This is a genomic window from Vibrio gigantis (assembly GCF_024347515.1).
In the GTDB taxonomy this organism is placed as follows: Bacteria; Pseudomonadota; Gammaproteobacteria; order Enterobacterales; family Vibrionaceae; genus Vibrio; species Vibrio gigantis.
On the sequence record NZ_AP025492.1, the window covers coordinates 1,964,499 to 1,977,506 of the forward strand.

Annotated in this window: 9 protein-coding genes; 5 read left to right on the plus strand and 4 right to left on the minus strand. The window is 40.8% G+C overall.

From position 1 onward, the window contains the following. Nucleotides 1–46: 46 nt before the first annotated feature. Together OCV56_RS08750 and OCV56_RS08755 are read left to right on the plus strand one after the other, a co-directional pair. Nucleotides 47–1,699, plus strand: a complete 1,653-nt coding sequence (locus OCV56_RS08750; protein ID WP_086713336.1) for a relaxase/mobilization nuclease domain-containing protein — start codon at nucleotides 47–49, stop codon at nucleotides 1,697–1,699. Nucleotides 1,700–2,104: 405 nt separating this feature from the next. After that, nucleotides 2,105–2,989: a hypothetical protein gene (locus tag OCV56_RS08755; RefSeq protein ID WP_086713335.1), complete on the plus strand. Its 885-nt coding sequence runs from the start codon at nucleotides 2,105–2,107 to the stop codon at nucleotides 2,987–2,989. 79 nt (nucleotides 2,990–3,068) lie between these two features. On the opposite strand, the gene OCV56_RS08760 is transcribed toward OCV56_RS08755, so the two are convergent. Beyond that, entirely contained in the window at nucleotides 3,069–3,665 is a 597-nt protein-coding gene (locus OCV56_RS08760; RefSeq protein WP_086713334.1) for a type IV toxin-antitoxin system AbiEi family antitoxin domain-containing protein, read from the minus strand. Between the two features lie 747 nt (nucleotides 3,666–4,412). Here OCV56_RS08760 and OCV56_RS08765 point away from each other — a divergent pair. From OCV56_RS08765 to OCV56_RS08775, 3 genes are all read left to right on the plus strand, one after another. Then, nucleotides 4,413–4,748: a hypothetical protein gene (locus OCV56_RS08765; RefSeq protein WP_086713333.1), complete on the plus strand. Its 336-nt coding sequence runs from the start codon at nucleotides 4,413–4,415 to the stop codon at nucleotides 4,746–4,748. Nucleotides 4,749–4,978: 230 nt separating this feature from the next. Next, nucleotides 4,979–6,976 carry a DEAD/DEAH box helicase family protein gene (locus OCV56_RS08770; RefSeq protein WP_086713332.1) on the plus strand — a complete coding sequence of 666 codons (1,998 nt, stop codon included), beginning with the start codon at nucleotides 4,979–4,981 and terminating at the stop codon, nucleotides 6,974–6,976. Nucleotides 6,977–7,020: 44 nt separating this feature from the next. Then, nucleotides 7,021–8,880 carry a DEAD/DEAH box helicase family protein gene (locus OCV56_RS08775; protein ID WP_086713331.1) on the plus strand — a complete coding sequence of 620 codons (1,860 nt, stop codon included), beginning with the start codon at nucleotides 7,021–7,023 and terminating at the stop codon, nucleotides 8,878–8,880. A 69-nt stretch (nucleotides 8,881–8,949) separates the two neighbouring features. Here OCV56_RS08775 and OCV56_RS08780 read toward each other — a convergent pair whose 3' ends face one another. The 3 genes from OCV56_RS08780 to OCV56_RS08790 are packed head-to-tail and all read right to left on the minus strand — an operon-like array spanning nucleotide 8,950 to nucleotide 12,987. Next, the gene (locus OCV56_RS08780) at nucleotides 8,950–9,960 is read right to left on the minus strand and encodes a patatin-like phospholipase family protein (RefSeq protein WP_086713330.1); all 1,011 of its coding nucleotides are present in this window, start codon (nucleotides 9,958–9,960) and stop codon (nucleotides 8,950–8,952) included. Then, the gene (locus tag OCV56_RS08785) at nucleotides 9,957–10,763 is read right to left on the minus strand and encodes a hypothetical protein (protein ID WP_086713329.1); all 807 of its coding nucleotides are present in this window, start codon (nucleotides 10,761–10,763) and stop codon (nucleotides 9,957–9,959) included. Before OCV56_RS08785 ends, OCV56_RS08780 begins: the two co-directional genes overlap by 4 nt. Next, on the minus strand, nucleotides 10,756–12,987 hold the full coding sequence (locus OCV56_RS08790) for a dynamin family protein (RefSeq protein ID WP_086713328.1): 2,232 nt from the start codon (nucleotides 12,985–12,987) through the stop codon (nucleotides 10,756–10,758). Before OCV56_RS08790 ends, OCV56_RS08785 begins: the two co-directional genes overlap by 8 nt. Between the last annotated feature and the right edge of the window lie 21 nt (nucleotides 12,988–13,008).

Below are 13,008 nucleotides of genomic sequence, written 5' to 3' on the forward strand. Positions count from 1 at the left end.
TTCCCTACTCCATTTACCACCAAAAATAATAATAAAGGTAACTCACATGATCAGAGTAAGATTCAAGAACGTGCCAAAAGAAAACGGCGCAACACAGAAGGGCGAAGACCGTGCCAACTACATCGCTGGGACAACAAAGGACTTTGACCAGCTCGATGGCCTAAACAAAGCAAACTATGTGGCGGGTAAAACAAAAGACGACCACGACCCGCTTTGCTCTAAGACAGAATTTCTGACTTGCGGTAACATCGCATCCCCCCTCCCAACTTTGATGACTCCATTCCTGCCACACCATCAAATGGATTGGTCGCATATTGGTAGGGAAATCGGCTCAGTGAAAAGCCTGAAAGGCTTATTAAAAGACCCAATTCACGAGATGATTAGCCTCCGAGAAGGCGAACATCTAACGCGCAAACAATGGCTTGAGCTTGTCAGAAGCTACGTTAAACAGATGGGGCTGAGCGGTGCCAAATACATCTCGTTCATCCATAGGGACACTAAAAAAGAGCACTGTCATCTCGTGTTTAGCGGCGTTGATGCCATCAGCAAAAAAGTCATCAATCATTGGCAAGATCAGAAGACGGCCACCAAGTTGATGAGAAAGTACGAAAAGAAATACAGCCTTGAAGCAGTAGCAAACCCTGGCGATAAGCTGTACCAAGATGTCACCGAAAACTATACCGACAAAAAGAAATCTGGCAAGAGCAAGTACGCAAGGGCAACCAGCGATAAAGCAAGGATTGCACGAGCCATCGACAATGTCATTAGCCAGAATAATAAGCTGGACTACAAACCAACCCTGCTTGAGTTTTTAGAGCAACTAGAGCTCGCTGGTGTCGCATCAAGCCTCACCTACAGGAAGCTTGGCGACAAACACCCCGCAGGCATTAGCTTCCGACTTTCTAGGATCGCGAAAAAGAGCCTAACTGCCAATAATGGCAACAACAGTGACAAGGATGGCACTAAGATTACCAGGAATGACATTTACGCTGCCAAATACATCCCTGGTAGCAAAATGGGCCACGGCGGCGTCTACAAGTTTAGTTCACTGCTAGAAACAGGATGTTTTGCTCTTAACGATAAAGAGGCGTCCATGGTTCGCCAGATGAATATTAAAGAAGGTGCGAGGAAGTTTGGTATCAGTCCTGACCCAGACGTTCAGCTAGGCTTCAATCAGCCCATCAAGGATAGCGCTTACTGCAATGTGGTATGCCGCTACAAGCTCAAAGATGAAGCCAAGGTCAAAGCTGCTATTAGTGCGGTCAGCCTACCTGTCTACGAGAGACTGTTTAACCAGTCTGGTGAAAAAAACTTCCTGACGTTCAACCCCAAGCTTCGCGCCTTCGTTGTCCGCGTAAAAGGAACCAAGCGTCGCTGGCATAAATTTGAGTACAACCAGCGATGGTCGAGCAATAAAAGCATGACCAAGGGTGAATTCAATGCTCTGGTTAATCAGCGTATGGCAGAGATGCTCATCGAATTCATAGAGAGGATTCTTCAAATGTTCGGCATTGTTGGAGTGGAAATGGACACGCATGCGGGCGACTATCAGAAGCAGGATGATTTCAAGCTCAAGCACAGTGGGCAGCCTCAGATACTCCATGAGGACGATTTGGAAAAGATACTGAGCCGTCTTGGTGGCGGTGACATCGAAGCTCTTACCAAAAACCATGACTTGAGTTCAAGCCTCTCGCTCTAACTCCAGCCGCCCACGGGCGGCTTTTCTTTTGCTATCAATCCATCATAAGACATTGATTTAAAGTGAAGTAATATTGACCAACATGACATTTATAACTTGCGTCAATTATATTTATTTCTAGATATATCCTTCCCACACCCAACTGATATTTAATATTAGAAATACAACATCAAAACACCTTGAAATATAAATAATTAAATACCATAACAAATTAGTTAATATAGTAAACCAATCGATTAATGATTTAGAATTTATTAAAAACACAAACCTAACAAAAGAATTGCGAGAAGAATTACGCAACAATTAATATTAATTTGTCAATTATTCATAAATATCATTGACCACGATATAAGTTAATGCAATTATATATTCAAGCCAATACAAATAATAACAAAGGCATTTAAAATGACTATCGAAGAACAAGCAATCGCACTGCGAAATAAACTAAACACCCCTTCTGAAATTAAATCCGATAATAGTGGATACTCGATTTCGTACAGTAAGGTATTTCCCAAGTTGCATCAACTGGATGAGCTGGCAACAGTAGAAGACAAAGAGGTTAGTCTTCACATCCGCGCACTAATTAAAAGGGGCGATGAGGTTATTCTCAGCAAGCCTATCATCACTATTCCATTGCATAAGCTAACAAAAATGCCAGTGAGCAGAAAGGAGGTAGTGCAACTATACGCAAAAGATTGTTACGACCCTGATCTGTACGGATTAGGTATGCACCTTAAGCCAAGGTACTTTGAAGAAATGAAACCATTTCTTCAGTACGCAATCTTACAAAAGCAAATCTCAGCAAAGACTCTGGATAAACGCAGAGACAAATTTGAGCACACGGACGGTTGCATGGTTTACAACAGCGCTAAACCAATACATGAGTTGTGTGACTGGATCGGAGAAGTTGAAGAACTAGGCGTCGTGGAACTACGAGCAGATGAAGCACAAGACATTCAACAGGCAGTTGCTAGGCTTGAATCTATTCTTGCGAATATGGGCTACGCATCGAAGAGCTTCAATGTTGAAAAATATCAGGATGATGAAATCGCCGAGTCTGTTGATAGCAAGTACAACATCAACAATCGCAGGATCAGGAAAGACGCAAGTAAGACAAAAGAAGAGAAGCAGGCAGAACTTGATCAGGACAGAGCGGCACGATTCACAAACTGCGATGAAGCCAATCTGGACGGACTGCCATCATCGGCAACTACAAACACTGTTTCAAACTCCCGCATTGCATATGAGATTGCATGTGGGAGAACAGTCAAAGAAGGCAGAAAGAAATAAACTCGTCCCTTCGCCAACGGCGGCATCAATTAAAAACAAACGAGAGAGCCAGCGGCCCTCTCGTTAATCTCCAATTCTGTCAGAGCGTCAAGCTTAACGCTTCCATATAGGGCATCATTACATTAGTCATTCGGTAACGTTTAGCGCATTCCCAAAGCCGTTCTTGATTCAGCCTATTGGCCCGCTTCGCTTCTGCAAGAGCCTCAATGGCAACGTCAATGCCAATTTTGTTGCGGAACTTAAAGCAATCAATGATTGTTCGCTCGATATCTGTAACTAGCACAGGAACACCATCAATCTGTGTGGATATAACCCCGAAATCTTCAGTCTCGCGACTGCGAATGATTCGAATGCTTGGGTATTTAATGTTTGGTGCCCTATCGCCTTTTTTAATGCACAGCCATACTTCGAAAGGAGCCTGAGTAGTGAGGTTGTGGTATCTGAGAGCAGATAGAAGACAGATAATGCCATTTTTTACTTTAGCTCCAACCTCTGCAAAAGACTGCATCTCCGATTCTTCTCGCCCCACATAGCCGTAAAGTCCTCTTTGCAACCTTTCCAAGTGCCCTTTTTTTACAGCGCGACCAAGAGCTGCACGCGTTATGCCAAGTTTTGCTGCATCTGAGGTGGTAAATATGCATAGCTCTTTTAGCTTGTCCAAGTGTAGTGGATTCACTTATTGATACTCTTTGTCTGACATTACAAGCATAGTTAAGCAAAATGTATCACATTTCAACCCCAATCTGGCAATTTCAACATGGGAATAATTTAAAACACCGCACTTTTCAATGGGAATAGTTCCAAGTGCCGCACTTTTCCGTGGGAAAGATTGCCGACTACCACACTTTTCTGTGGGAAAGTTTGGCGACCACTACACTTTTACGTGGGAAAGCTTGCCGACTACTACATTTTTCCGTGGGAAAGTTTGGCGACCACTACACTTTTACGTGGGAAAAATTTAGCGAACACCGCACTTTTCCGTGGGAATGCTAAATAACAACAGGCTCTGACTCACCTGCCACATCATGTGTAACAACCTCAACTCTCAGACCGTCAAGGCTCAGCACCTCATCGAAAGTCTCTTGATTGCCAGCTACAGTGCTTGTAGCTACAACAGCATTATTGCTATCAATCAGATCACACTTAACGTGAACCAAGCGAGTTACACTACCCTACTTGAGCAGAATCTTGTAAACGATCAGTTATGCAAAAGGTAGGGGCAAACTCAATCAATCAGTTAATATATTTTAATTATTATAACTTTTATTATTTAGTAGCCAGTCGCCCAAACAGCTTTAGCCATTTTACCAAAACCTATTAACAGAAAAAGCAGCGAACTATTGACATAAAAAATATAGAGAGCATAGTATCCACAAATTTCAAACCAATTATTTTTAAAATATTTAAAAAAGAGACTAACTAAATGAGTAATGAACATAAAGAAAGTTTTCAACTAATGTTAAGAGAAACTAGCGATAAATACGTAAAAGTTGCTCGTATTAGAAAGTACCTAGATGAGTGGGCTAAACCATTCTCTGCCTACATAGGGAGTCACAACGAATCCAAAAAATTTAGCTATAAACGATTTAGAGATGAGCGACTAGCTGATAAAAACTATGACTCTGCCTTCAAAAAAGTAATGCGAGTTGACGAAAGCTTAACAGTTGAAGAGATAGAAATATTGCTCAAAAAAACGACATGTGTTCACACACAAGTAAAGGAATACATGCAGCAGATTGAAGCTATTCAATACAACTAAGGTGGATAAGTTTTGATTCTGTCGCTTAGTTGTCGAACGATACAAGTTTTCAAATAAGTTGCCCAAAATCGGCTCTATCCAGACCCGATTCTACTTCCTCATACCTATACTGTGATTGTTTAGTTGTGTATTGCAGAAAAACACTTTCTCATAAAGAGTTTTTCGTCAAATCAGAGTCAACTACGTTATAATATGCAACTATTCTTTTAGTACAAATTAGGCTAGAAAAATTGACAACTAAAGCAGACAAACTTCGTCAGATGGTACATTCAATACTTGAGAGTAACTCTCTTCACTCCCATCAAGTAAATGCAGCAACCAAAACATTTAATGCTCTTATTGGTGATGTCCGAGCAGTTGTAACTGCGGCAGAAATGCAAGCAGGTAAATCAGGAATAGCTCTTGCCCTATGCTGCTTACAAAGACTCAGTTTAAGTGACATCGATATCTGTGATCGCAAGCAACTTAAAGATACACTCTACTTAGTGACCATGCCTGATACAGCACTAAAAGAACAAGCCGAAGCTGACCTAAGATTAGCGAAAAATGTAGTCGTTAGTAACTTTGTTAATTTTGAAAAAGCGTTGGAGAATGACTTTAAAGGAAATCCGCCTAAGCTGATCATCATTGATGAGTGTCACTACGGTTCAAACGTATCTGCTGTCAGATACAGTAAGATCTTTGATTACCTTGAACAAGAGAACGATAGCTGTAAAGTTGTATTCATTTCTGCTACTCCTTTCGGCGCTCTGTACGGAGCGGAAACTGAATATCAAGAGGCGATTGAAATTCAGCAAGAGGCCGAATACGAAGACGATCAGGCTCTTATTCTTGAGGCGCAAGAAGCCGCCCAGAGTGCACTTAAAGACTCTATTTTAAGGCGAGATTTCAACACTCGATTAGTATTTCACAAAACCAGCGATGAATACTATGGTGTCCGTGAAATGCTAAAGAGTGGCAAAGTCAAAGGACTGGATCAAGACACTAAAAACTTCCTAGTAGACTCACCTGAACGTAACGAGTTTATCCAACAATTTAAATCTCACGAGGGTATGGGGTGGTCTTTAGTCCGAGTCCCTGCTGGCTTTGCAATGGATGCTAAAGATTTTCTGATCAGTCAAGGCGTAGATGAAAGTTCTGTTTATATACTTGGCAACTCGTTAACTGGTGTTCCCGAGGATGAGCATTGTAGTATCGACCGTTTTAAACGTGAGTTTGATGATGCTCAGATTTTTGAAGATAAATTGATTGCTATTACCGTTGCTGGGGCAAGAGCTGGCATCAACTTTGGTGCAATGATGAAGAACAATCTAATCTCGACTTGGGATAGCACTGTTGCAAGCGTTGCAGCAGTTGTACAAGCCAACATAGGTCGTGCGTGTGGTTACCACGGCAATAACTCATCACTACACTTTACGAATCTCAATGCAACAGAAGCCTATGCCTCAATTTTGGATCACTTAGAGAGCACTTGTTCCGAGGAAGCTGCCTCAGACTTTGATGGACTAAAAGAATTCTTTGAAGATGTGTGTCAAGAGTATCAAGTTAATGGTTTAGATGTTGGTTTAACGATCAAATACAAGCGTAGACGACCTATCGGTGACGTTGAAACCTACCGAACAGACAGTTATATCGCTGTACCAGCAAAACTCTTGGATGACGAAGCAGACTTTACCCAATACACCAGAGATAAACACCTTCTTCAAGCTATTGCGATAATTCGTAATGAGTTTACTGCCAAAGGAGCGCCAAGCGTCAAAGGCAATCGAGCGATGCGTGGCAAAAAGAAGAACTGGATCAAAGCACAATGGGTCAATGGTGATAGTTACAACAACCCTGAGAAAGCTCATGCAGACGGTACTCAGGAGGAGAAAGCAAAGCTCTACACAGGAATGCTCAACAACGATGAATACCTTGAGTTTAACCGTGTTGTCGCTCCTGGTTCAGGTGAGCTGTCAGAAAACAAGCTAGTGACAGCGACCATATTCAGCGTATACAACATTTCTCGTCGCCAGGTTGATAAAAAAATCATGACCTTAGAAGAGGTTTATAACATGTGTGATTATTTCGATATCGAGCGAGACGACACAATGTTTGTACTCTACAAACGTGGTGAATACGATATCGAGCGTTCCATAGCAAAGAAACAACATAATGAATTGCCTGAAAAATCTGGAGATCTAAGCGATGAATCTCATTTTTCAGACAAAACCGAATCGGTACATTAATAATCTTAGCGGGGGCTTGTTAGCTCCCACTTTTGGTACTAACCATGAATAACTCTGATAAGCACCGCAAACTTACTGAGCATACTATTTCAAATAATACGTATCCACACCAACGCAAAGCAGCACAACAAGCATTCAAACAGTTTAAGGCAGGCTCTAGAGCAGTCGTCATTGCTGCGGAAATGCAATCTGGTAAATCAGGGGTTGCACTTGCCCTATCTTGCTTGCAAAGACTTTCACTTTCAGATGAAGTGATAATCGACAGAAAATGTCTGAAAGACACGTTATATTTAGTAACCATGGCTGACCTTGCGCTTCAAGAGCAGGCCAAACAAGACCTGTCTGCTAGCAAAAACGTGGTCGTCAGTAATTTTACAAATTTTGAATCCGCAATAAAGACACACTTCAAGTTTCAAGCCCCTAAGCTGATCATTATTGATGAATGTCACTATGGTTCAAGCATTGATAGCGTTCGATATGACAAGATATTCAATTATCTTGAACATAAAAACTCGAACTGCAACGTTGCTTTTGTCTCAGCTACGCCATTTAGTGCGCTCTATGCGGCTGGTGAAGACTCCATTCTCCGCCATAACTTCAACACCTCTTTGGTCTTCCATAAAACCAGTAATGAGTACCATGGCATTCGCCAAATGCACCGCAATAACCAGATCATTAAACTGGATGAAAATTCACGTGATTTTTGCGACAGCTCGCTGTTGAGAAACCGTTTTATTCGCCAAATCAAAGAACATGAAGGCTCTGGTTGGTCATTAATTCGAGTACCTAGCAGTCAGGCAAAAATTGCAAGAGATGTTTTGCTCTCTAACGGTATTGAGCCACATCAGATACATATTATTGGTCAAAAACTAGTAGGCCTAGAAGAACATGAACTCTGCTCTATCAATGACTTTAAGCGTGAATACGAAACTGCTGCATTATTTGATGACAAACTGATAGCAATAACAGTAGCGGGATTTAGGGCTGGCGTTAACTTCGGTCAAGAGATGAAAGAGACACTGATCAACTCTTGGGATAGCACAATTGCTAATATTGCAGCGGTTGTACAAGCTAATATTGGTCGAGCTTGTGGCTATCATGAAAATACTACAGCAAAGCACTACACCAACCTCGATGCAGTCAGAGCCTATGGTGAACTACTTGATCATTTAGAGTCCAATCATAACAGCCATGAGTTTGAAGGACTTCATCAGTTATTTGACCAAATTTGTTCACGTTATGAAGTAAGAGGGTTTGACCGTGGTACGACAATAGCCCCTGTTTCTGAAAACAAGATTACGAAAAAACTTACCGATAGCAAAACCTACTCAACCAAAGGCTATATTGCTGTCCCTGGTAAACTTCGAGACCCTGATTTCGATTTCTCCATCTTTACTACTGACCCAGAACTTTTAGAAGCTATTAGCTTAATCCGTCAAGAACTAATCGGTGATGATGGGCCGTACAGAAAGAAGAACCGCGCCCTTCGTGGTGAACATCAGAATTGGATCAAAGCGCAATGGGTAAATGGCGCAACATATGATGATGGAACTCAAAGTTGTGCAAAGGCAAGAGCATTAGCTTTCACCTCACAACTAAATCAAGGTGAAGAGGTTTCCTTTAACCAGGTAGTAAATCCAGGTGGTGGTGAGAAAACGGAAGATAAGCGAGTTATGGCGAGTATATTTAGTACTTATAATCTCTCTGGTCAGATGGATGCTTTCAAACGTTCTCTAGATTCGGATGATATGGAAGAGATTTGTCAGCTTCTTGGTTCAGAGTACGATTCAACGCTCATCGTTCTCTACCAACGTGGCGATTACACTCAAAGCCTAACAGATGAAAAACAAGTAGAATTGCTGTCTATTAACCCTAACCGCATTCGTAATAACAGTGTTTTCTAACAAAGGTTATAAAGCCAAATAGCCTCTTACTAGAGGCTATTTGACTGAAAAACTGACTAATGACTTACATCAAAGTTGGTCAAGCAAGCAATCAATATCGACCTGAATTTCATCAATTGAAGACTTGGTGAGACTAAAAACCTTAAGTGAGGAAAGGACTCGAATCGTATCTTTATAGCCACAGTCAATCAAATATTCTATTTTTCCAACACTGAAGTCGAGCATCGCTACTACCTTCTTCTCTGAAGAACCAATAAGATCATTTGATGGACGAATATCGATAATAGTGCCTTCAAAATCACGGCGTTCGAAATTACTGCCGTTGTCCAAATGCGTAACGATAATGGTATCGCAGTTCTTAACTAAAGGCGTAATAGGGGTATTACCCTGGGACTTCTTTGCTCCGCCAATCCCACCATCAAAGTAATAGCCACCTGCTTCATCTAGCTCTAAGTGCTTTGCAGGGTACAATATAGGCAAAGCCGCTGAAGCTAGGAGAGCTTGAGCCACCTCTGGCGGCGTTAACGACTTCAGTTCGACAAACTCTGATTTATCAGTATCTAAACGCAAAAGCTCACCTTTAGCAAACTCGAAGATTGAATCGATAGCATTTCCTTTAAACACACTTACCCAAATGTCTTTCCACTCTGGTAATTTCTCAAAATCTACATATTGCTCAAAAAGCTTTTTAATTGGTGAGTCATCTAAGACTGCGAGGTCGATATTTGTTTTTTTGGCATACTGAGATAAACCCAATACGGTAGCTTTCGACACTTTTCTTGCCAATGGATGAGGAGACAGTTGTAACAAACTTGCCAAAGCATAACTCACCATGAATGCAATATTTTTCTGGTTTACTTCTAACGGACTACTTTGTCCTAACTCCGTCCAAATCGACTCTAATGCGGCAGCAGCGTCCGATGTTGAGCCTGAGCTAGCTACAATCACGCTATTAAGTGCACCAATACTTGCGCCGCTGATCTTATCAACTTCAATATCCATCTCGGCAAGAGCTTTAAGCACACCTACTTGATACGCACCCTTTGCGCCTCCGCCTGACAGAACTAGACCAATACTCATGCTAATATCTCCTCTGACAGGCTGCCTTCATAAAGATCACGCATTAATATCTCAGCACTAACAATCCGCGTCAGTGACGCCGATTTTAGCAGTTCATCTATTTGCTTCTGCTCGTAGCCACGGGACAATTGCGAATTGATTTGAGGAATCATCATAGCTAAAGCATCTCTATCTATACCTTCTAAAGTATCGAACTGCTTGGCTAAATGAGCCTGACGAACCAAATCGCTTTTATTGATTGAAAGCTTGTCCATAATGGCGTTCATGCAACGGTTAAAACCGTACTTCTTAACTTGTTCATCAACTAGTGCAACACCGCTAAAATCACTCCAGTAAAGCATTTGAACCAGACGAATAGTCTCGAAAAGTATTGAGTTGTCTGGCGAACAGTGTACCTTCCACTCTTCCACAATATCATCTGCTGTTTGGCGTGCCTCAATCTTTTCTAAACGATACTCAATTTCAGACACCTTATTTTGCAATGCAGAAACATCTGACTCTAGTAATGAAAGGGACTGTTTGTTTTTGATGAGAACGCCTGCCATTTTTTTAATAGAAGAAGCGTTTTTAAAGATCTTAGTATTAGAGCTTAACACTTCGTTTTTTAACGACTCGATTGCTCCCGAAACCTCAACGTTAAAATCGTTTTGGTGTTCCTCCTGACTTCCAGTTAGCAGGTTGACAATACGCTTGGAGAAAACGTTATCTCGTTTTAATACTTGGGCTTTCTCAGAAGCAACTGCGATCTGGTTTACTAGTTCAATCGCCGCAACATCGTTTAGAAATTCATATTTATCAGTCATTGCTAAGCCCCTGTTTAGAAGTAATCAGGTAGTTTCTAAATCCACTAAACCATTGTTCAACGGCTTTTAGCTCTGAAATTTCTTCTTTCATTTCAGCTTGACTTTTCTCTTTTGTCATAAGAGTTTGATTAACAATATTAGACAACCCCTCGCCATAGTCAGTAAGTTTTTCCTGGTAACTATAAGCCACAAGTCTGCCTTGTTCGAAAGCATGCTCAACGGTGTTATCAATATGTTCTTTCATCATCTTATTCAAAGAAGATAAATTTATTTGGTATGACGTTTCAATTACTTTTTCTTTTCGCTTACCAAGTAAGTAATTCAATGGCTTAAATGTAAAGCCAAATAACCTACGATCATGCTCTATAATTCTCTCTTTCTTCTCCTCATCTATTGATAGCGCTTCAAAGTCTATAGATTTTGAGTATTCATCCAGACTAGGCATGATAAACTCCCAATCTGAAATCTTACGATTAATACGTTTTGTTGTCGTAATAGCCTCTGATAACTGCTCTTGTACTGTACTGTTAATATCGCCGATTTTTCTGGATACTTGTTCCTCAGACAGGGAGCGTAATTCTACACCCAAGGCTATTACTCTAGTTTCAATTTTTTCTTTTAGTCCCGCTAAGTCATTTTGCGCACTAGACTTTGTTGAATGTTTCTTCTTGTTTGAGTCATCAATCAGTTGTTCAAGCTCCTGGTATAGTGACCTTGCTTTTTTAGTACTGCGATGTCCTGTCTTGTTGACAACTGAATCTAGGATGCCATTTGACGATTCTGTATTTTGAAACTGGTTGGAAATAAGATCCTCTGTTCCTTTCTGAACAGATTCAATCTTTTTTATGGTGACCTTCAACTCCTGTCGTATGTTAATGAGATCTTCATGATCAAGTTCAATAGACTTCAGGCGGCCATTAATTGTATGCAAAATAGGCTCATCAATTTTTGCACTGAGTTTATCCACTGCACTGGTAACAACCGACAATGACGCATTTTTATAGATATCTATCAATGAATCACTAATAAACTCATTAAATCCAGAGTTTTTATTCACCCTAGTTGAATGCTTAATAAGTACCTTGGCTAAGTCTTTACCATCGTCCAGTTCATCATCCAGATCTTCAAGGTAACTGTCTAAACCACCTCTGAGGCTGGCAAACTCTACAAACCACTTAGGTGGCTTATTACGGTAACACTCATAATTATCAGCAAAATCTTGTGCTCTTTCTTTCATCAACGCACAGTAGAGTGCGGCTTTTGATGATAGTGTATGAACCTTATCCACTAGGTCAAAATCCTGAAAGGTATGATTTGAACTTATCACCTCTTTCACATCTAGGCTTCTATCAATTTGGTCTTTCTGGTTCACGATAAGTTGGAGTCTGTCAGCTAAGATATCTCTGTACGTATGTACTTGTTTTCTCAACGCTTCATCAGACAGATCATCAATTTTCTTGCCATTTATAATGCAATACACGCCTGATGCATTTTGTAGTACTTGCTTGAGGACAAATGTAAGCGTTTCATTTTGACCTGCTTCATCTGGCCCAGGAGAGTCAATTAACGCCAGTGAGGCATTGGAGAGAATACTTTCACCCAGAGCTTTAAACTGAGTGTAAATAGTGGGAATATCACTCTCCGACTTGATATGTTCCAAAAGATCAATAGGACAGTCATCATTTGCTCGTAACCAAGCGTTCAACCGAGCAAGATCATTAACGAGAAATAACTCCTTTTGTGCTTCTTCTAAACTAGTAACCCTCTTTCGTAACTTCAGTTCTTTTTTTTCTAGAGCTGTAATCAGTTCATTCGCCACTTTAGATTGAATAGCAGTAGTTGTAACTTTGCTTAAGTTACCCCCCAACTGCAACCAGTCTGCAAACATCTGGAAAGCTGCGTATTTTCCAAAACTGTACTCGACATCATCCACAGTGACTGCGTGTTGAATTTTTGTAGGAATGAAGGTCATACCCAACGTTCTTGAAGGCAGGACTTCTCGTCCAATGATACCATTGATGAAAGTCGACTTACCTGCCTTCATTACCCCGACAACGCCGATAGTAAAAAGGTTTTCGTTTAACTTGCACTTTTCATTCTTAAGAAAGGTTGCAACACTACTTTCAATATCTTTGTTAAGTTTAACTTTATGTACTTTGGACAAAGCAGCATTAGTGTAATCGATTAGATCTAGCCGAATATCATTTATAATTTCTGAATTCATAATTTACTGACGCAATATTAT